Here is a 20387-nt window from a genome sequence, read left to right as displayed (position 1 = left end):
CGAAACGCTGTTCGCGCAGGTGCTCCAGCGCATGCCGTTGCCTCCGTCACCAGCGCGCCGACGGCCCCGTCCGCCCAAGTCGTCCGCGCTCCTGCTGGTGGCGGCGTAACCGGGGGTGGCCGGAACGATGATCAAGGCCCCCAGTTCTACGAGGTCTGTTCCCGCGCCCTGCTGGAGGAGTGGGACCAGACCCAGAGCCGCGACCGCGCCAACCAGTTCGACCGCCCGCACAAGGAGATCCTGCTCGCCGCGCTGGCCTACGCCCACATCACCGGCGAGGACCCGGCGCGGGATATCGACGAGGACTGGGCCCTGGCGCTGCTCGCCGCCGAGATGGAGCGCGCCCTGGGGCTGGAGCGCGCCGGCAACCACAAGCTACTGGAGGAACTGGTCCAGAACGCCGGCCTCCTGGTGCGGCTGCCGCCCAACGGCCTGCGCTTCCCGCACCAGACCTTTTTGGAGTTCTTCGCCGCCGCGCACCTGCTCGCCGCCGCGGACCTGGACGGGATGCTCGCGCTCTATGGTAAGGACCCGGGACGCTGGCGGGAGGTCCTGCTGCTCTATAGCGGCCTCTGCACCCAGCCGACGGCGGTCTCACGCATTCTTGCGACCCTGCTCGACCGGGGCGAGCTCGGGCTCGCACTTACCGCCCTCACCGAGGCCCGGGTGGTGGACCCGGCCACCGCCGGGCTGGTACTGGACGCCGCCGGACGCGACCTCGCGGCCGAGCCGGAGCCCCAGGTCATCGCGAGCCTGGGCTATCTGGCCGCCAATCCGCTCACCACCTATGGGACCCGCGCCGGGGGCCTGCTGCACGACTTGCTGCGCGAGCGGGGCGCCGACCTGCCGGCACCGCTCCTGCAAGAACTGCTGCTTGCCGCCCTGCGCCGGCCGAGCCCGGAGCTGACCGGCTTTCTCATCGACAACCTGGAGCGGCTGGACCTGGGCCGCATCCTGCCGGCCATGGCCGAGGACGCCCTGCTGGTCAGCACCGCCGTCCTGCGCCAGACCGAGACCCCGCTCGCCAAACGTTGCGAATGGATCGACGGGCTGCGCCGCGCCCAGGCGGTGGGGGTGCTGTTCGATCTGGAGGGGCGGCCCTGGCTGGAGCCAGAGCTTGAACAGGCGGTTGCGGTGGCGCTGGCCCGCTGCTCAACGCTGGACGAGTTTTGGAGCCTTGTCGACAGAACGGGCGAGACACCGGATCGGGGGGCGGACGCGCGTCCGGAGGATACCGCTGTCCTGGCTCGCTGGGGTTGGCCGTATCAACCGCCAGCGACCGAGCGGGGGCGGTTCCTCTGCTGCAGGCTTGCGCGGCACCTGAGTCGGGAGCTTTCGGAAGAGGGCCTGGCGGGGGTTCACCCGCGGATAGAGGTGCTGGCCTGCGCGCTCGCAGTGGCCGATGGTGGTGGGAGCGGCTGGTACTGGGAGCCGGCAAAGGTGATCGCTAACGGGACTGCAGGGGCACTGCGAGCGATCTGGCGGCGGGCGGCGGGCGCGCGATGGGCGCGATGGGTCGAGACGGACGAGGATATCTCTCTAAAGATTAGCCTGAAAGACTTTCATGGTCAGGGGTGGCAGGCCCCCCTTCCATGGCCGTTAGCCGCGACGGGCTGGCGGGAGCGGGGGTCTTCTGGCTCTCACGCTCCAGCGCTCGCCCCCGGACTCAGCAGAAGTCCCGCGAGCGGGTGACGAGCCCGCCCAGCAGGGCCGAGTAGTCCAGCAGGCGCCGGGCGATCAGGTGGGTCACACCCGCCTCCCGCTGGACCTCACCATAGACACCCAGCAACCGTGACCCCAAGAGCACTGAGCGTTGACGTTCGGCGAGTTGCTTCCAGACCACCAGATTGACCTGCCCCGTCTCGTCCTCCAGGGTGACGAAGGTTACCCCGTTGGCGGCGCCCGGACGCTGACGGTTGATCACCAGACCGGCGGTCGCGATCCGCGCCCCCGGCGGCACCTCGCCCACCTCCAGTGCAGTGAGCAGGCGCCACTCGTTGAGGCGCGGGCGCAGCAGGGCCAGCGGGTGGCGGCGCAGACTCAGCCCCAGGGCGGCGTAGTCGGCGACGATCTCCGCCCGTTCGGTGGGGACGGGCAGCGGGGACGCGGCGGCGGGGTCGGCCGGGGGCGGGAGCGCCAATTCACCCTGGACGGGCTGCGGCGCACGGCGCAGACCGACCGACCCCAAAACTGACCAGGCCGCCCGATGTCGATGACCCGCCAGGGGCGCCAGGGCATCCGCATGGGCCAGGGCCTTGAGGTCGGCCCGCTCCAGCGCGGCGCGGGCCATCAGGTCATTGAGGTCCGACCAGGGCGCCGCCCCCCGCGCCGCCACCAGCCGCTCGGCACCTGCGCGGGACAGGCCCTTCACCAGACGCAGGCCCAACCGCAGCGTCGGGGTTTCCAGAGCACCCTCCGGAGCCCCAACCTGAGACGAAGAATGCTCACGCCAAGGCGCCAAGGCGCCAAGTTTTTCCGATGTGTGATCGGCAGCGGACGAGACATCCGGCGCAGGCGTTGGGAAGTTCCCCAACACCGTTGTTTGACTTGGCGTCTTGGCGTCTTGGCGTGAGCCAATGGGCTCCAGGGTGCAGTCCCACTCGCTCGCGGTCACGTCCACCGGGCGCACGTCCACCCCTTGGCGCCGGGCCTCGCGGACCAACTGCGCCGGGGCATAAAACCCCATGGGTTGGCTGTTCAAGAGGGCCGCAAAGAAGGCGGCCGGCTCGTGGTGCTTGAGCCAGGCGGACACATAGACCAGGAGTGCGAAGCTCGCGGCATGTGACTCGGGGAAGCCGTATTCGCCGAAGCCCAGGATCTGGTGGTAGATCTGTTCGGCAAATTCGCGGGTATAGCCGCGCTCCAGCATGCCGCCCAGGAGCCGCCCACGCAGCGCCGTGAGACCGCCGCGCCGACGCCAGGCGGCCATGGAGCGGCGCACCTGATCCGCCTCGCCCGGCGAGAACCCGGCCGCCACCGTTGCCACCTTGATCACCTGCTCCTGGAAGATCGGCACCCCCAGCGTCCGCCCCAGGACCTCCTGGAGCGCCGCGGAGGGATAGCTCACCGGCTCCAACCCCTGCCGGCGGCGCAGATACGGATGGACCATATCGCCCTGGATGGGACCGGGGCGCACGATGGCCACCTCGATCACCAGGTCATAGAAACAGGCGGGCTTCAGGCGCGGCAGCATCGCCATCTGAGCGCGCGACTCGATCTGGAAGACCCCGGTGGTCTCGGCGCGCTGGATCATGCGGTAGACGTCCGGGTCCTCCGCCGGGATGTCGGCGACGGTGAGACGGGTCCCGCGCACGCCATTGATCAGGTCCAGGGCGCGGTGAATGGCCGAGAGCATCCCCAGGGCCAGGCAGTCGACCTTGAGCAGGCCCAGTGTATCCAGGTCGTCCTTGTCCCACTGGATCACCGTGCGCCCCGCCATCGCCGCGTTTTCCACCGGCACCAGACGCGACAGCGCCCCGCGGGAGATCACGAAGCCGCCGACGTGCTGGGACAGGTGGCGCGGACAACCCAGGATCGCCTGCACGAGGCGCAGGGTCTTGCCGACCAGCGGGTTATCGGGGTCGAGCCCGACCTCGCGCAGCCGCTGCGGGGGCAGCGCCGCGCCATCCCACCAATTGAGATTGCGCGCCAGCCGGTCGAGCTGGTCTGGGTCCATCCCCAGCGCCTTGCCGACATCGCGCACCGCGCCCCGGGGCCGATAGGTGACCACCGCGGCGGCCAGCGCGGCCCGTTCGCGCCCGTATTTGCTGTAGATGTACTGAATCACCTCCTCCCGGCGCTGGTGCTCGAAGTCCACGTCGATATCTGGCGGCTCACCCCGCTCCCGGGAGATGAAGCGCTCGAACAGCATGTCCATCCGCGCCGGGTCGACCTCGGTGATTCCCAGGCAATAGCAGACCGCCGAGTTGGCCGCGGAGCCCCTGCCCTGACAGAGGATGCCGCGGGCGCGGGCGAAGCGGACGATATCGTGTACGGTGAGAAAATAGGGCTCATAGGTCAGTTCAGCGATCAGCGCCAGCTCGTGCTCGATCTGGTCCCGCACCCGGGGCGGACAACCGGCCGGCCAGCGGGCGACGATCCCTTCCTCGGTGAGACGTCGCAGATAGGCCGCGGGGGACTGACCCGGCGGGACCAGTTCGTCCGGATACTCATAGCGCAGTTCGGCGAGCGAAAAGTGGCAGGCCCCCGCCAGCACCAGGGTTTCGGCCAACAGGTCGGGCGGGTAGAACCGGGCGAGATCGGCGCGGGTGCGCAGGTGATGCTCCCGATTCTGGGCCAGGGCGGCGCCCACCTGATCCACCCGCACCCCGAGCCGGATGGCGGTCAGGACATCCAACAGTGCCCGCCGGCCCGGGGTGTGCATCGCCACCTCGCCGCCGGCGGTAAGCCGCAGCCCCAGGTCCGCACCCAGCCCACGCAGGCGCGCGAGCCAGTCCAGGTCGGCACCGCGGCGCTGCTGCACGACGCCGATCCACAGCCGGCCCGGACACCGATCGTTCAGCCAGGCGCCCTGCGCCCGCAGCGTGGCCGCATCGGCCAGTGGGTCCGGCAGCCAGAGCGTGAGACAGCCCGGCAGACCGTCGGCCAGGTCCGCCGGCAGCAGCCGGTCCTGGCCCTTGGGCGCACGCCGCCGCGCCACCGTGATCAGGTGCGAGAGGTTGCCGTAGCCCGCCCGGTCCATCGCCAGGGCCACCAGGCGGGGGCCGGACTCCACCTGGAGTTCCGCCCCGACGATCAGCTTGAGCCCCAGGGTGCGCGCCTGCGCGTGGGCGCGCACCACCCCCGCCAGCGAACAGCGATCGGTCAGCGCCAGCGCACGATAGCCCAAGGCATGGGCGCGCCGCACCAGTTCCTCCGGGTGGGATGCCCCCTGGAGAAAGGAGAAATTGGAACGGCAGAAGAGTTCGGCGTAGGCCGGGGTCGCCATGGCGCTGGTCGGGTGGATGACTGTCGATAAACACAGTATCCACCAATCCGCTGCCGCGTGCAGCCCCCGGCGTCCGGGCCGGGCACCCTACCCGGCAGCGCGCGCGGCATCAACAAAAAATATTCACCATGGCTTTATCGGCTGGGCTGGGCGACACTAAGCCCCTATATCAAGGTTTCGTTAACGCGTAGCTCGGCAAGTCCCGGCTGCAGACTACGCCGACCGACGCCCGCCACGCCGTGCCCTCAGGCCCGCCGTGGCAGGCCAACCATTCAAGCCGGGCAAATCGAACAACAAATGACTACAACAAGGAGCCAAGCCATGTCCAAGGGCCAAAGCCTGCAAGACCCCTTCCTCAACGCCCTGCGCAAGGAGCGCATCCCGGTCTCGATCTTCCTGGTCAACGGCATCAAGCTGCAAGGCCAGATCGAGTCCTTCGACCAGTTCGTCGTGCTGCTCAAGAGCAACGTGAGCCAGATGATCTACAAGCACGCGATCTCCACCGTGGTCCCAGCCCGCCAGGTCAGGCTGCCGGCCGCCGGTGACGAGGAACTCGAAGAGCCAGGTAACGCCTAGTGCTTGCCGACCACCGCACTTATGCGGCCGACCGGCCGCCGACCCGGCGTGCTCGCGCGCGCCAAACCCTTTGATTGACCGACCCGATTCAGGCGAACGCGCGATCCTGGTCCAGCTCGACCTGGGTGGCACCGCCGAGCCCGACGAGCGCGAGGAGTTCGCGCTGCTGGCCACCTCGGCCGGCGCCGCGGTGGTCGGGACCCTGGCGGGCACGCGCAAGGTGCCCGACGCGCGGCTCTTTATCGGCAGCGGCAAGGCGCAGGAGCTCAAGGACCTGGCGGCTGCCACCGGGGCCGAGCTCGCGGTCTTCAACCATCCGCTCTCCCCGGCCCAGGAGCGCAACCTGGAGCGCCTGCTCCAATGCCGGGTGGTCGACCGCACCGGCCTGATCCTCGACATCTTCGCCCAACGGGCGCGCTCGTTCGAGGGCAAGCTCCAGGTGGAGTTGGCCCAGTTACGTCACCTGTCGACCCGGCTGGTGCGCGGCTGGACCCATCTGGAGCGCCAGAAGGGCGGCATCGGCCTGCGCGGTCCGGGCGAGACCCAGCTCGAGACCGATCGGCGCCTCCTGGCCAAACGGATCGCCCAGCTCAATCAACGGCTCGATCAGATCCAGACGCAGCGCGCCCAGGGCCGACGCGCCCGCGACAAGGCGGAACTGCCGGTGGTCTCACTGGTCGGTTACACCAACGCCGGCAAGTCCACCCTGTTCAATCGGCTGACCGAGGCCGGGGTGTTCGAGGCCGATCAGCTCTTTGCCACCCTGGACCCGACCCTGCGCCGGCTCACCCTGCCGGATGGCGGCCGGGCGCTGCTGGCCGACACCGTCGGCTTCGTCAGCCGGCTCCCCCATGAGCTGGTGGCCGCCTTCCGCGCCACCCTGGAGGAGACCCGCAACGCCGCCCTGCTGCTGCATGTGGTGGACGGCTCCGCACCCCACCACGCACGCCTGATCAAGGATGTGGAGACGGTGCTGGAGGAGATCGGGAGCCTGGACCTGCCGCGTCTGGAGGTCTGGAACAAGCTTGACCTGTTGGCGGACGCGGCCCCGCGGCTGGAGCGGGATGCGGACGGGCGGCCGGTGCGGGTCTGGGTGTCCGCCCGCTCCGGGGCCGGTATCGACCTGCTGTTGACCGCCGTGGCCGAGCTGACCGGGGGCGCGCGCACGCTCCATGAGCTGCACCTCGGCCCGGCCGACGGGCGCCTGCGCGCCTGGGTCTTCGCCCATGCCAATGTGCTGGCCGATGAACCGGACGACCAAGGGGGTGCGCGACTCCAGATCCTGATCGGCCCGACCGACCTGCAGCGCCTGTTGGCACAGGCGCCGGAACTGCTGGGCCCGCCGGGCCGCGCCCCCGAGGGTCCAGCATGACCCGGAGCCGGCACCCTGAGCGCGGCGGGATTTGCGCCGCGGCGGCGCCCTGCCTACAATCGCCCATTGGGTCCTACGGCAACGCCTTGTTCCATCGTCGTTGGGGCATGGTTGATTCGGCCGGCATCCGTCGGCATTTACACCGAGCGGGGTTGAGCGATCCCGCCGCAGCGTACCGGGCGATCCGGTGCGCGGTGTGCGCTCTATTCATGGCCTCGGTTCGGCGTACGCGTCGATCGACGCATTCATCAGTGACGCTGAAGTACGAAAGACGGAGTACCTATGGCCTGGAATGAGCCAGGTGGCGGCAACAAAGACCCCTGGAGTGGCAAGAACGGCGGCGACCAAGGCCCGCCCGACCTCGATGAGGTCGTACGCAAGCTCCAGGAAAAGCTCGGTGGCCTGTTCGGCGGGAACAAACCCGGCGGCCCGACCGGCGGCGGGGGGTTGAACCTCCCCGGCGCGAGCTTGGGCGCGCGCGGTGTCGGACTCGTCATCGCCGTATTGGTCCTGATCTGGCTCGCCACCGGAATCTATATCGTCGGGCCGGCGGAACGCGGTGTGGTCTTGCGTTTCGGCAAGTATCTCGACACCACCGACCCGGGCCCGCATTGGATCATCCCCTTTCCCATCGAGACGGTGGAAAAAGTCAATGTGGACGAGGTATCGACGTTCAGCCACGAGGCGGCCATGCTGACCAAGGACGAGAACATTGTCGACGTGGAGTTGACGATCCAGTCGCTGATCCAAGACCCGGCGCAATACCTGTTTCAGGACCAAAACCCGGGACGCTCGCTCAAGGACGCCACCGAGACCGTGGTGCGCAAGACCATCGGCGGCAGCAAGCTTGACTTCATCCTCACTGACGGACGCGAGTCCATCGAGACGACCATCATCGGGCGCGTGCAGGAACTGATGGACCTTTACAAGACCGGGCTCAAGGTCACCTCGGTCAACATGCAACCGGCCAAGCCGCCGGAGCAGGTCAAGGAGGCCTTCGACGACGCCATCAAGGCGCGTGAGGACAAGCAGCGCTCGGAGAACCAAGCCGAGGCCTATTCCAATCAGATCCTGCCCCAGGCACGTGGTGAAGCGGCCCGTATTACCGCCGACGCCAAGGCCTACCGGGACAAGGTGATCGCTGAATCTCAGGGTGAGGCGGCGCGCTTCACATCGGTGCTCACGGCCTACCAGAAGGCCCCCGGGGTGACGCGGGAGCGCCTGTATCTGGACACCATGGAGCAGGTGTTCAGCGGCACCAATAAGGTGCTGCTCGACGTCAAAAAGGGCGGCAACAGTCTACTGTACCTGCCGCTCGATCAACTGATGAAGCAGCGCCAGGACGCGGCGAGTACCGCGGTATCCCCGCCGCCCACGGTCGCGGCAGAACCGGACCTCCGGGTGGCCGCGCCGCGCCCCGTCGAGCGTGATCGGAGGGCCCGTTGATGGATAGATACAAGATGTTTCTGCCGGCGGTCCTGGCCGCGGCGGTGCTGCTGCTGTGGTCGTCCACCTTCATCGTCAATGAGTGGCAGACGGCCATCAAACTGCGGCTCGGTGAGATTATCGGCACCGACTACCCGCCCGGGCTCCACTTCAAGGTCCCGCTGCTCAACGACATCAAGCTGTTTGATCGGCGTATTCAGACCCTGGACTCGTCCCCCCAGCGCTACCTCACGGTGGAGCAGAAGGCGGTCATCGTGGACTCCTACGTGAAGTGGCGGATCGCCGACCCGGCGCAGTATTTCCGCTCCACCGGCGGGAGCGCCAGCCGAACCTCCCGGCTATTGTCGGAGCGGATCAGCGGCAGCCTGCGCGAGGAATTCGGCCGCCGCACCATTCAGGAGGTGGTGTCCGAGGACCGCGCGGAGATGATGTCCGACCTGACCAAGAAGGCCGACCTCCAGGGCAACGCCTTGGGTGTGGAGGTGATCGACGTGCGGATCAAGAAGATCGACCTGCCGCCTGAGGTCAGCGAGTCGGTCTACATGCGGATGCGCGCCGAGCGTGAGCGGGTAGCCAGCGACCTGCGGGCCAAGGGCAAGGAGGCCGGCGAGCGCATACGCGCCGACGCCGATCGCCAGCGCACCGTGACCCTGGCCGATGCCTACAAGGAGTCGGAGGAGACGCGCGGTGAGGGTGACGCCAAGGCCACCGACATCTATGCCGCCGCCTACAGCGCCGACCCGGACTTCTATGCCTTTTATCGCAGCCTGAACGCCTACCGCGGCGCCTTCGGCCCCGGCGGGGACATGATGGTATTGCAGCCCGAATCCGAGTTCTTCCGCTTCTTCCGTAACCAGGGCGGCACGGCCGCCGCCGTGAACCAAGAGGTGTCCAAATGATGAGAAAATCGGTATCGACGCTCGCCATCTGCGGCCTGTTACTGATTGGCCTGCCCCCGGCGGTGGGTGCCGAGGAGGCCAGCGCTGCGGCGCCGGCCGCCAACGGGGCCATTTCACGCATGACGGGTGACGAACTGGCCGCGATCCTTAAAGAGGAAGGATACGTCGCCAAGGTAGAAAAGCCGTCGGTCGTGACGATGAAGATCGAAGGTTACAAGACGCTGCTCCTGATCGCCGACGATAATGAAAGCATGCAGGCCTATGCCGCGTTCAAGTCCGATAAGGCCACACTGCACCGGATCAATGAATGGAACAAGACCAAGCGCTATTCGCGCGCCTACATCGACAAGGATGGCGACCCGGTCATAGAGCTCGATCTGGACCTGGTAGGCGGCGTGCAGAAAGAGCGCATCGCCGACTTCATCCGTACTGTCGTGATATCGGTGCCAGCGTTTGCGAAAGAGTTCTTGAACGCCGATTAATCGGCCTTGATCATGGTTCGGGCCAGCGGCCACCTTCTGGAGTCCAAGGCTTCAGCCTTGGTCCTGTCCATCCAAGGCTAACGCCTTGGACTCCAGCCCCGGGGTGACCGTAACGACGATCAAAGCCGATTATTCCGACCGCGACCCTAGACCAGCAGGGTCGCCAATTCATCCGGCAGGTAGGGCCGGCCGCGGGCATTGAGTGCGGTGCCAATGATCCGCGCATCCAGCACGGGCTTGTCATCCGGCAACCGCACGATGCCCTGCAAGAAGGCGAAACGCAGCCGCGATTCGCGCACAAAGTTCAACCCGACACAGAACCGGTCCCCGCTGGTCAGCGGGAGCCGGTAGTCGAGTTCGGCGCGCACCACCACCAGATTGATACCGGCGCGGGTGTACTCGGCAAAGTCAATGCCGATGGACTTGAGATACAGATGGCGGACATGCTCCAGATAGTTCTGGTAGACGCCATTGTTGACGATCCCCTGGATGTCGCACTCGTAATCGCGCACGGCCATCTCATGGGTAAAGGAATAGGTATCCACGGGGTAGCTCCCGAATCAGTGTTGAGATAATCAGACAGTTGAAAGCCCCTCACCCCCGTCGGGGAGAGGGGAACGTGCAGCGACTCAGCCCTTGCCACCCGTCTTGGTGCCAAACAGCGAACCCATGACCCCGCGCACCAATTGGCGACCGATCTGGGAACCCAGGCTGCGGGCGGCGCTGGTCGCGAAGGCCTCCAGCGTGGTTTGACGCCCGCGCGAGCGGCCGCCGCTCCCGAGCGCCCCGCCCAGCACCTCGCGCCAACCGCCGCCGCCCGGCGCGGCCCCAGCCACCTCGGTGGCGCGTTGCGCCAGTTGCTCATAGGCGGACACCCGGTCGATGCCGACGTCATAGACACCCTTGACCAATGAGCGGTCCATGACCGCCTGGCGCTCCGCGGCCGTCACCGGGCCCAGCCGACTCCCCGGCGGGGCCACCGTCACCCGTTGCACGATCCCCGGGACGCCCTGTCCGTCGAGCGTCGAGACCAGGGCCTCACCAACCCCCAGGGCCGTGATCGCCGCCTGCGTGTCCAGGTCCGGGTTCGGGCGGAAGGTCTGGGCCGCCGCCCGCACCGCCTGCTGGTCCTTGGGCGTGAAGGCGCGCAGCGCGTGCTGCACGCGGTTGCCGAGTTGGCCCAGCACCGTCTCCGGCACGTCGAGCGGGCTCTGGGTGACAAAATAGACCCCGACCCCCTTGGAGCGAATCAGTCGCACCACCTGCTCGATCTTATTCAGCAGGACCTTCGGGGCATCGTTGAAGAGCAGGTGCGCCTCATCGAAAAAGAAGACCAGCTTCGGCCGGTCCACATCGCCCACCTCCGGCAGGGTCTCGAACAACTCCGCCAGCAGCCATAGCAGAAAGGTGGAGTAAACGGCCGGCGTCTGGACCAGCCGGTCGGCCGCCAGGATGTTGATATAGCCGTGCCCCTGCTCATCGGTCTGCATCAGGTCAGCCAGGTTCAGGGCCGGCTCACCGAACAGCGCCTGCGCCCCCTGCTGCTCCAAGGCCAGCAGGCGGCGCAGGATGGCCCCCACGCTGGCCTTGGAGACATTGCCGTAGCGGGTCTGGAGCGTCTCCGCCGCATCCGCCGCGTGGGTCAGCAACGAGCGCAGGTCCTTGAGATCCAGGAGCAGCCAGCCGTTCTCATCCGCCAGTTGGAAGACGATGTTGAGCACACCCTCCTGGACCTCATTGAGCCCCAGGAGCCGGCCCAGCAACAGCGGACCCAGCTCACTGATGGTGGTGCGCACCGGATGACCCTGCTGCCCCTGGATGTCCCAGAACATCACCGGATTGGCGGCATAGCGAAAGCCTTCGGACTGTTCCAGCCCCAGTTGCGCGACCCGCTGCGCCACCGCCGGGTTGTCCCCGCCCGCCTGGCTGATCCCGGCCAGATCGCCCTTCACATCCGCCAGAAAGACCGGCACCCCGGCGCGACTGAACTGCTCCGCCAGGCGTTGCAGCGTCACGGTCTTACCGGTACCGGTCGCACCGGCAATCAGGCCATGGCGATTGGCCATACGCAGGCCGATCGACACCGGCGCTTGGCCGGTGCCGACGAGAACGGAATCGATCATACTGGTACTCCTGCGGCTGGCATCGTGAAGGCTGCAAGTGTATACCGAGCGGGCGACCAAACCGAACCGGTACGACCGACGCGGTTGGAATGACCGACCCGCGACCTGACTTTGCGTAATTACCCACCGACCCTGCGGGCGCCTCCCGCCCATGGAGACCCACCATGTTCCACCGCCAAACCCTGACCCTGTTCGCCGCCCTGCTCCTCACCGCCGGACTCGCCGCGGCCGGCCCGATCCTGACCCCGCCCCAGGCCTACGACCAGGCCAAGGCCGGCACCGTCACCCTGATCGATGTGCGCACCCCCGCCGAATGGCGCGACACCGGCGTGCCCGCGGGCGCCGTCGCCATCGACATGCAAGACCCCAAGGGTCCCGACGGCTTCGCCGAGGCGGTCCTCGCCCAGGTCCACGGCGACCATGCCGCCCCCATCGCGGTCATCTGTCGCAGCGGCAACCGCTCCACCCGGGTGCAAGAGGCCCTGGAGTCCCGCGGCTTCACCAACGTAGCCAACGTCAAGGAGGGCGTGTCCGGCGGGGCCAACGGCCCCGGCTGGCTCAAGCGCGAGCTGCCGGTGACGGCGTGCAAGAACTGCTGATTGGTGATCCGCCCTTGTCCGGAACGACGATCGCAGGCAGCACACACATGCTCGTCCGATGTCGGAACGAGCCGGCGACCAAACCTTGGCAGCGGGCGGTTGCGGCACAGGTTGAAATTGCAGCCAGAGGCGTCGTACTTACAGCGAAAGCCGTCGCAATTACGCGCCCCTCCCCGCGTTGTGTGATTTTAGCAAGCTATTGCTCTTTATGACATATTTTGCATCGTCAAACGGCAGTGCGACAGACCGCCCAGAATCGTGCTTGCCGGTTGCAAGTACGACGAGATCTCTTGTAACTGCGACGAGATCTTCTGTAACTACGACGAGATCTTCTGTAAGTGCGACCTGAACTCGTGCAAGTACGATAGAATCTGACGTAAGCACGAAGAAAACTGGCGCCAATACGGCGTGAGCTGACGTAAATCCTGCCTGACCTGACGCAAACAGGTCGCACGCGCCTGTAAGAGCCGCTCGCCACGACCCAAACCGGGCGCTGCCAGGCAACCGCGGCCACCATGCAGATAAATCTCCCAGGGCCTCTTGAAAGTGCGATTATCGCGCCCATAGCTGCCCGTGGATGCGGATCGATACCGCATCGGATCAATGCCCTATGACTTTAGATGGAGGGTCTTGCATCATGTTTAGCCAGCGTTATTTTCCACACACCGAAGCCGAACTGATCGCGTGGCTGAAGAACTATATCGTCGCCTTGGTGAAATATGCCGCTTTCATTGGCATCGGCGCCGAGGAGCTCGCCGCCACCCAGGCGGACATCGCCTATCTCCTCTGGGTCTTGGAAGCCTGGTACCCCGCTGTCCGCCAGGATGGGGAGGACTCACCCGGCTACAAGAAGCTCATGACCATCGGCGAGGGGTTGGACCCGACCCCGCCGCCGACCCCCCGGATTTATCCGGCGCCGCCGCCGGCAGTCGCGCCCGGCATCTTGAATCGGATCACCAGGCAGATTCAGCGGCTCAAACTCCACACCGGATATACCGAGGGCATGGGCCGCGACCTGGGTATCCTCCCGATCGCCGAGCCGGTCGAGCACCCGGTGCCGGAATTCACCCTCAGCACTGAGCCAGGCGCCAAGAATACACGGGTATGCATCGAGACGACCAAGTATGGACATGATGCAGTCTTCGTCGAGTGCCGCATCAATGCCGGTCCTTGGTCGCCACTGGGCCACTTCAGCAAGAAAACCATCCATGATGAGCGCGAGCTGACCACCCCTGGTCTGCCGGAGAGCCGCGAATATCGTCTGCGCTGGTGGCATAAGGACGAACCCGTTGGCGACTGGAGCCCGGCCCAGACCATACTGGTCGGGGCTTGACGGTTTGGCGACGCGGTTCCGGAAAACATGGCTCCCGGAACCGCAGCGCAGGGCTTGAGGACGCGGATCGGCCTTGGTCATCGTTCCAATCAGCCGGTTCGTCCACAACCGGACGGCGAGGCCTACCGTGAAAGTCGCGCCGGGAGCGCGCTCCACTTCTCCCCCCCCCATCATGGGGGAGGGCGGGGTGGGGGAGCGGCCGGCGCCCGCAACTTTCATCTGACTGGGTGGCGCGGGCGCCATGGCCGTACCGTGAAAGTCGCGCTCGGACCCCGTGGGAGCGGCTTGCAGCCGCGACGAAATCTCGCAGGTTACCGTAGCGTCGCATCGCGGCCAGAGGCCGCTCCCACGGCGACTTTCCTTTCTTGGGGTGCGCGGGCGCCATCGCCGTTAGCCGATGGCGGTTCCCGACCTATTGTCGGCTGGGTAGAGCGCAGCGAAACCCAGCAATCGACGCCTGGTCCAGTGATCAGCCTTCGGGCGGCATCCCTGTAAAGGCAGCAACATAGGTCGTGGCAAGGAGGGATGCCAATGTCTGTTTCTTCCCAAGTTGCTCGCGCCAGACGTCACAGCGCTTCGACAGAAACTCCAATTTCTTCATAATGGCTTGCTGCTCATCCAGCGGTGGAATGGGCAGGGGAAAGCTTCGCAATTGCGTCATATTGATCGACGCCAGGTTGGTCGTCTGCTTTGATGCACCAGCAAAGTAGTCGCGACCAACGCCAGAGTTCAGGACGAGCTCCACCCATTCATTCAATAGCGATTGGGCAGGGATACGCGCCTTGAAGATGTGGTTCTGGTGCAGACAATTCTCAACCCCGCCACGCCAAATTGCTGTACGTCCAACCTTGTCCCAGTCACCGCCCTCGGTGATCAGCAAGTCACCATCTTTGACGAGGTACTTTTCCAGTTCTTCACGGGCAATCTGAATCTCCTTCATTTCATTGAGATTGAAAAATCCGCGCTGCACGTTAGCGACTGCCAGATAGGGGCAGGTCACGACCTCCCGCCCACGAAGATTGCGTCCCTTGGTCACTCCGCCGATCACGATCGCCACCTCGTCAAAGGGGGCCAGCGCCCAGTGTCCCGGATAGGTGACATCCGTTTCGACGGTGGCGATGATCTTCTGTCGCCGCATCAGGCCGGATTCGACATATTGAGCACGCAACTGACTACAAGCTGCAACAATCTCGTCAAGGTCCGGTGAATCTTGTGACGGTAAGGAAAGCAGTCCACGCACCGCCATATTCTTAAGCTCGGCGATGAACTGATCGACATCCTCGGCGGCTTGAAACAAGTGCCTGAAATTATCGACGAGGCGCGCCCAAGAGCTTTGCAACTCGTGCGGGCTAATGGCTGTAGCGACGGCTTGTAGCGTAGACTGTCGCAAGGAGTGCTGCAGATTACGTTGTTGCTCTTTCTGCTCCTCGAGAGTGTCGCATATTTTCATCAGAGCATTAATTTTTGCTACAATGACAGACTGTTCTTCCTTAGGAGGAAAAGGAAAGGGTGCCTCTCGCGCAGATCCAGTCCCCATTCGTGGAAGATTCATCCCATATGTCGACCCACTTGCGTAGTTAATGAAATATGGAGACTTAAGGTACCATCGCAGATAACCTTGCTCGATCTGGTCAAAAAATGATATCGGGGCAATTTCTGTCGTACAGACTCCAGCAGTCTCCGCGATCAGGACTTTGTCTAGGTACGGCCGCAGCTTTCCATAAAGAACGGCTCCCGCAGGAAATCCGTTCTTTGTACTCTTGAATCTTCGACCTTTGGCAAGGACTCTATTCAGTAACTTTGATGTATTCTTCTCGATATCTTCGAGCTCCAACACCCAAGTATCCGGCGATACTTCATTAAACTCAACCTTTGGTGCATCTCCATAGTTAGTGACGGCGCCCAAACGGGTCCATTCCCACCCCTCTGGAAGTCGCCACGGTGCGTCGTTTCCGGAGATCTGTGATGGATCAGGCTGTCGCTTTATCTTTCTCGCCATCCAAAGAGCGCTTTTCGCTTTAACGTTCAAGGCGATGAGATCGTCGGCCCTCGTATCGCCTTCCTGGCGCTCAGTAAGACGCCCAGTGATGGCGAGCTGCAAAACGAGTTCCCTAAGTCGGGCAATCCCCGCAGGTGCATTGACGATATGCCCAAACTCCGCCAAGAACTGCTGTGCGTCCATCAGGCACTCTCGCCCACGAAGTGATGCGCCAACGCGGCGCCCAGCTCGCTTTTGAGCTTGTTTTCGGTTTCTTCGATATCGCCCAGCAGTTTCTTGTATTTCGCGAGCAACACATCAGGGTCGTGGCTTTCGGCTTCCGGCGCGTTGGGATTCTTCAAATCCAGGTTGAAGACAGGCCAGTATTGGCGGTCGCCGGCCGACTGGGCATCGCGGGCCTGCAGGCGTATGGGTTCCGCCTGCTCGCGCAGGGCCGCGATCTGCGCCTCGATCCGCTTACGGTCGTCGGCATCGGTGCTGCCGACCAGACACTTGCGCAGATTGCTGGCTTGCGCCTCCAGCGCCGCGGCCTCGTTGTTGAGTTGTTCGGCGCGCTGCCAGTGCGGAGCGGCGGCGGCCTCCGCCTGTTCGCGTTTGGACTTGAAATCCACCTTCCAGGCGTAGCTGTTTTCCACGCGGTCGGCGAAGTCATTGGCCTCGTCGCCCCACCATTCCTGCTCTGGCTTGAACTCCTCGAAGCGGATGGGTTTGGTCTTAGAATAACTCTTGTAGCCCGCCGGGTAGGGGTGTTCATAGAACCAGATGGTCTCGGTGTGAAAGTGCTCGTGGCCGTCGTCCACCACCGCGCCCCTGGTGAAGAACAGCAGGTTGGTCTTGATGGTGGTGTAGGGGGCGAATACACCCTTGGGCAGGCGCACGATGGTGTGCAGCTTGCAGTCGCGCAGCAGCAGTTTCTTGAGTGTGGCCTTGATGCCGTCGCCAAACAGAAAGCCATCGGGCAACACTACGGCGGCGCGGCCGTTTTCCTTCAACAGCTTCTTGATGATGAGCGCGATGAACATATCGGCCGTTTCACGGGTACGCAGGTCGGCGGGGTAGTCGCCGCCCACACCATCGTCCTCATAGCCGCCGAAGGGTGGATTGGTGATGAGGCAATCCACCTTGTCGCGCGCACCCCAGCCATTCCACTGACGATTCAGGGTGTTGCAATGTTCGATCTGACTGGGCACATCGATGCCATGCAGCAGCATATTGGTGGTGCATAGCAGGTGCGGCAACTGCTTCTTTTCCATGCCGCGGATCTGGGCCTCGACGGCGCGTTGATCCCCGGCGCTGGAGGCATCGTCGAACTGGTGGCGAAAGTGATCGATGGCGGCGGTGAGAAAGCCGCCGGTGCCGCAGGCCGGGTCGAGCACGGTTTCGCGTTTTCTCAGGTTGGGGTTGACGCGGTCGACCATGAAGCGGGTGATGGCGCGCGGGGTGTAGAACTCGCCGGCGTTGCCGGCGCCGCGCAGGTCGTTGAGGATCTGCTCGTAGACATCGCCCAGGTTGGCGCGGGTCTTGAAGTCGTGGAAGTCGATGGCCTCCTCGAGCTTTTCGATCACGGCCAACATCAGCGGGCCGGACTTCATGTAGTTGTTGGCGTCTTCAAAGACCTGCTTGATCACCTTGTGCAATGGGCTGCGGCTGGCGAGGATCTCCTCTTTCAGCGTCGGGAAGAGCTCATTGTTGATGAAGGGGATCAGCTCGCTGCCCTGGATCTGCGGCATTTTCTTGCCCTCGGCATCGGCCTTGTAGGCGGCCCAGTTGCGCCACCGCAAGCGCATGGGCAGTGGGGATCGGTAATCGGGCTGGTCGTCTTCCCATTCCTCCTCGCGCTGGTCGAAGACCTTGAGGAAGAGCATCCAGGTGAGTTGGCCGATCCGCTGGGCGTCGCCATCGACGCCGTCGTCCTTGCGCATGATGTCCTGGATGGACTTGATGGTGCTGCTGAGATTCATCGCGTTGTCTTGGTTTCCGTGCGGCAATGGCTTAAGGTCATTTTCGGAAAATATCTTACCGATTTTCCGTTCATCCTGAGCTTGTCGAAGGATGAACGGATGCAACCCTGGCATAGGCTTTCCAGGAAATCGCCTAACCTTCAGGCCGATTTCAGTTCAGGGGTGTCGTAAAGTGCCTGCTCCAGCGCCTTTACGGCCTCGGCGTAGTGCTGCGCGCCACCGAAGATGTTGCGCCGGATATGGGTCCGGCTGCCGAGTTGGTCGAAGGGCGGTAGTTCCAGCACCTTCGGGTCCTCGAGGTCCTGCACCCCGTGATCGGCGTATTTGTCGAGCAGTGCCTCGAGCACGGCGCGGGCCTGTTCGCCATACTGGCCGAAGACGTTGCGCTTTTTCACCTGGTTGACGCGCTCGCGCCGGGTCAGCGGCGGTTGATCGAAGGCGACGTAGGCCACCAGATCGAAGACATCCAACTCATTGCCGTTGGCGACGGCCTGCCGCAGGATGTTCAGGGGCACATGGTGCTCGGCCAGTTCCTTGATCAGCGCCTGCTTGCGCTCGGCGGCGTTCCAGCGACGCAGGAAATCGGTGAGTGTACCGAATTGCTGCCGCAGTGGCTTCTTGATGTCGTCCTTGAGCAGTGAGCGGAAGTCTTCGGTGACGAGCTTGCCGTCGGCGTCGAGATATTGGGAGCGCTCCACCGCGAGCTTGACCGCGACGTCGGCGATCACATATTTGATGCGGCCTTCACCGCCCTTCTTGCCGCCGCCGGTGTCCGTGTCGTCGCCGTCCGTGGGGTTCGGGACAAAGTCCGGGGGCTCGGGTTCAGCGACACCGGGCGGGTCGATGGGTTCGGGTGGGACCACCGGCTCGCCGGGCTTGGGCTCGTAGATCACCACCGGCTCGCCATCGAACTCGGGGTCGGCGAACAGACGAGTCGCCCCCTTGAAGTCCATGATGGTGAAATAGAGCTTCTGGTAGTCCTCGCGGATGCGCGCACCGCGACCGATGATCTGTTTGAACTCGGTCATCGACTTGATGCTTTGGTCCAACACGATCAACTTGCAGGTCTTGGCGTCCACCCCAGTGGTGAGCAGCTTGGAGGTGGTGGCGATGACGGGGTAAGGCTCGTCGTTATCGATAAAATACGAGAGCTGCGCCTTGCCCTCGGTGTCATCGCCGGTGATACGCATCACATAGCGGCGGTTGCTGGCGGCGGCGGGGATCAGCTTGACCAGTTCCTGGCGCATGCGTTCGGCATGGTCCTGGTCATCACAGAAGACGATGGTCTTGGCCATCGGGTCGGTCGCCTTGAGATATTCCCATATCTTGCCAGCGACAAATTGCGTGCGCTGCTCCAGCACCAGGTTGCGGTCGAAATCGCTGGTGTTGTACTGGCGCTGTTCGACCACCTGCCCCAGCTTGTCGATCTTGCCTTTGGCGGGCGTATAGCCAAGGGCGTCGACATCGGTGGCGATGCGAATGACCTTGTAGGGCGCTAGAAAGCCGTCGTCGATCCCCTGCTTGAGCGAGTAGGTATAGAGCGGCTCGCCAAAGTAGTGGCTGTTGCTGACCTCTTTGGTTTCCTTGGGCGTGGCCGTGAGGCCCAGGTGCGTGGCACTACTGAAATAGTCCAGCACCTCGCGCCAGGCAGAGTCGTCTGCGGCGCTGCCCCGGTGGCATTCGTCCACCACCACGAGGTCGAAGAAGTCGGCAGGAAACTGGCGGTAGATCTGTTTCCACTCCTCCCGGCCGGTCACGGCCTGGTACAACGCGAGATAGATCTCGTAGTTCTTCTTGACCTCGCGGTTGGTCACTTTGTGCATCACTTCGCCAAAGGGGGCAAAGTCCTGCTGCATCGTCTGATCGACCAGGATATTGCGGTCGGCCAGAAAGAGAATACGCCTTTTGACCTTGGCCTTCCACAGCCGCCAGATGATCTGGAACGCGGTGTAGGTCTTGCCGGTACCGGTGGCCATCACCAGCAAGATGCGATCAACACCATTGGCGATGGCCGCCAGCGAGCGGTTGGTCGCCACACACTGGTAATAGCGTGGTTCACGGCCACTGCCATCACTATGGAATGGTTGCTCGATCAGCTTGACCGCAGCGGGTTCGGTCAGACCTTTCCACTGCTGATAGAGCGACCAGAGTTCCGCCACGGTCGGGAAGGCGTCCAGCGCCAGCTCCCGCTCGGTGGGTTGAGTCAGACCCGTGCGGTCGTGCAACAAAAAGCCATTGCCGTTGCTGCTGATGGCAAAGGGGGCGTCGAGCATTTCGCCGTAAGTCAGGGCCTGCTGCATCCCGTGCCCCACCGGGAATTTGGCCTGTTTGGCCTCGATTACGGCAATGGGGATACTGCCCATGGCATAGAGCACAAAGTCCGCCCGCTTGGGGCCACCTTTGGCCAATACATCGCGGACGCGCGCCGCGAGCTTGCCCCGTACCATCACCCGGCCATCGGTGAGTGAGACCTCTTCGCGGAATTCGTGCTGCTGCCAGCCTGCCTGTAAAATGGCAGGCGTGATGAACTTGGTGCAGATATCCCGTTCGGTGAGCTGATATTTGTCCATCGCATTATTCCCATCTGGTTCCATTGAACTGGTTCGCTCCTGCGCCAACCCGCAGGTGCCCAAGGAGTGAACGCAGCAC

14 protein-coding genes are annotated in these 20387 nt (G+C 64.3%); 8 read left to right on the top strand and 6 right to left on the bottom strand.

The genetic code is table 11. From position 1 onward, the window contains the following. A partial coding sequence (locus tag QZX93_RS07235) for a hypothetical protein (protein WP_295388672.1) occupies positions 1-1692 on the top strand: 1692 nt, incomplete at its 5' end. On the opposite strand, the gene QZX93_RS07230 is transcribed toward QZX93_RS07235, so the two are convergent. After that, positions 1667-4948: an error-prone DNA polymerase gene (locus QZX93_RS07230; protein WP_295388674.1), complete on the bottom strand. Its 3282-nt coding sequence runs from the start codon at positions 4946-4948 to the stop codon at positions 1667-1669. The genes QZX93_RS07235 and QZX93_RS07230 overlap by 26 nt on opposite strands. Positions 4949-5269: 321 nt before the next feature. Here QZX93_RS07230 and hfq point away from each other — a divergent pair, with 321 nt between their 5' ends. The 5 genes from hfq (at position 5270) to QZX93_RS07205 (ending at position 9723) form a co-directional block, all read left to right on the top strand. Further along, positions 5270-5524, top strand: a complete 255-nt coding sequence (gene hfq / locus QZX93_RS07225; RefSeq protein WP_295388677.1) for an RNA chaperone Hfq — start codon at positions 5270-5272, stop codon at positions 5522-5524. Positions 5525-5594: 70 nt separating this feature from the next. Then, positions 5595-6896: a ribosome rescue GTPase HflX gene (gene hflX / locus QZX93_RS07220; protein ID WP_295388679.1), complete on the top strand. Its 1302-nt coding sequence runs from the start codon at positions 5595-5597 to the stop codon at positions 6894-6896. Positions 6897-7178: 282 nt separating this feature from the next. Then, positions 7179-8342 carry an FtsH protease activity modulator HflK gene (hflK, locus tag QZX93_RS07215; RefSeq protein WP_295388681.1) on the top strand — a complete coding sequence of 388 codons (1164 nt, stop codon included), beginning with the start codon at positions 7179-7181 and terminating at the stop codon, positions 8340-8342. Then, positions 8342-9241 carry a protease modulator HflC gene (gene hflC, locus QZX93_RS07210; protein ID WP_295388686.1) on the top strand — a complete coding sequence of 300 codons (900 nt, stop codon included), beginning with the start codon at positions 8342-8344 and terminating at the stop codon, positions 9239-9241. Before hflK ends, hflC begins: the two co-directional genes overlap by 1 nt. After that, positions 9238-9723 carry a YbjN domain-containing protein gene (locus QZX93_RS07205; RefSeq protein ID WP_295388689.1) on the top strand — a complete coding sequence of 162 codons (486 nt, stop codon included), beginning with the start codon at positions 9238-9240 and terminating at the stop codon, positions 9721-9723. Before hflC ends, QZX93_RS07205 begins: the two co-directional genes overlap by 4 nt. Before the next feature lie 146 nt (positions 9724-9869). On the opposite strand, the gene QZX93_RS07200 is transcribed toward QZX93_RS07205, so the two are convergent. Both QZX93_RS07200 and QZX93_RS07195 read right to left on the bottom strand, forming a co-directional pair. Next, positions 9870-10268, bottom strand: coding sequence for an acyl-CoA thioesterase (locus QZX93_RS07200; RefSeq protein ID WP_295388692.1), 399 nt, complete (start codon positions 10266-10268; stop codon positions 9870-9872). 84 nt (positions 10269-10352) lie between these two features. Then, positions 10353-11846, bottom strand: a complete 1494-nt coding sequence (locus tag QZX93_RS07195) for a helicase HerA-like domain-containing protein (protein WP_295388694.1) — start codon at positions 11844-11846, stop codon at positions 10353-10355. Positions 11847-12010: 164 nt separating this feature from the next. Here QZX93_RS07195 and QZX93_RS07190 point away from each other — a divergent pair, with 164 nt between their 5' ends. Both QZX93_RS07190 and QZX93_RS07185 read left to right on the top strand, forming a co-directional pair. Further along, positions 12011-12445 (top strand): rhodanese-like domain-containing protein, encoded by a 435-nt coding sequence (locus QZX93_RS07190; RefSeq protein ID WP_295388696.1) that lies wholly within the window; start codon positions 12011-12013, stop codon positions 12443-12445. Between the two features lie 637 nt (positions 12446-13082). Next, a complete protein-coding gene (locus tag QZX93_RS07185; RefSeq protein WP_295388699.1) occupies positions 13083-13778 on the top strand; it encodes a hypothetical protein in 696 nt (231 codons plus the stop codon). Between the two features lie 469 nt (positions 13779-14247). Here QZX93_RS07185 and QZX93_RS07180 read toward each other — a convergent pair whose 3' ends face one another. From QZX93_RS07180 to hsdR, 3 genes are all read right to left on the bottom strand, one after another. Further along, positions 14248-15960, bottom strand: coding sequence for a restriction endonuclease subunit S (locus tag QZX93_RS07180; protein WP_295388701.1), 1713 nt, complete (start codon positions 15958-15960; stop codon positions 14248-14250). Further along, positions 15960-17738 (bottom strand): N-6 DNA methylase, encoded by a 1779-nt coding sequence (locus QZX93_RS07175; RefSeq protein ID WP_295388704.1) that lies wholly within the window; start codon positions 17736-17738, stop codon positions 15960-15962. The genes QZX93_RS07180 and QZX93_RS07175 overlap by 1 nt, the downstream gene beginning before the upstream one ends. Positions 17739-17878: 140 nt before the next feature. Then, the gene (hsdR, locus tag QZX93_RS07170) at positions 17879-20308 is read right to left on the bottom strand and encodes an EcoAI/FtnUII family type I restriction enzme subunit R (protein ID WP_295388741.1); all 2430 of its coding nucleotides are present in this window, start codon (positions 20306-20308) and stop codon (positions 17879-17881) included. Positions 20309-20387: the final 79 nt, after the last annotated feature.

The sequence above is a fragment of the uncultured Thiodictyon sp. genome (genome assembly GCF_903946935.1).
Lineage (GTDB): Bacteria > Pseudomonadota > Gammaproteobacteria > Chromatiales > Chromatiaceae > Thiodictyon.
Note: the sequence above shows the minus strand (reverse complement) of the source record. Positions and strands in the feature narration are given on the sequence as shown.

Excerpts from the sequence above, each read along its gene's own strand:
- hfq (WP_295388677.1), top strand. The coding sequence starts at position 5,270 with ATGTCCAAGGGCCAAAGCCTGCAAGACCCCTTCCTCAACGCCCTGCGC.
- QZX93_RS07180 (WP_295388701.1), bottom strand. The coding sequence starts at position 15,960 with ATGGACGCACAGCAGTTCTTGGCGGAGTTTGGGCATATCGTCAATGCA.
- QZX93_RS07230 (WP_295388674.1), bottom strand. The coding sequence starts at position 4,948 with ATGGCGACCCCGGCCTACGCCGAACTCTTCTGCCGTTCCAATTTCTCC.
- QZX93_RS07190 (WP_295388696.1), top strand. The coding sequence starts at position 12,011 with ATGTTCCACCGCCAAACCCTGACCCTGTTCGCCGCCCTGCTCCTCACC.
- QZX93_RS07185 (WP_295388699.1), top strand. The coding sequence starts at position 13,083 with ATGTTTAGCCAGCGTTATTTTCCACACACCGAAGCCGAACTGATCGCG.
- QZX93_RS07175 (WP_295388704.1), bottom strand. The coding sequence starts at position 17,738 with ATGAATCTCAGCAGCACCATCAAGTCCATCCAGGACATCATGCGCAAG.
- QZX93_RS07205 (WP_295388689.1), top strand. The coding sequence starts at position 9,238 with ATGATGAGAAAATCGGTATCGACGCTCGCCATCTGCGGCCTGTTACTG.
- hflC (WP_295388686.1), top strand. The coding sequence starts at position 8,342 with ATGGATAGATACAAGATGTTTCTGCCGGCGGTCCTGGCCGCGGCGGTG.
- hflK (WP_295388681.1), top strand. The coding sequence starts at position 7,179 with ATGGCCTGGAATGAGCCAGGTGGCGGCAACAAAGACCCCTGGAGTGGC.
- hsdR (WP_295388741.1), bottom strand. The coding sequence starts at position 20,308 with ATGGACAAATATCAGCTCACCGAACGGGATATCTGCACCAAGTTCATC.
- QZX93_RS07195 (WP_295388694.1), bottom strand. The coding sequence starts at position 11,846 with ATGATCGATTCCGTTCTCGTCGGCACCGGCCAAGCGCCGGTGTCGATC.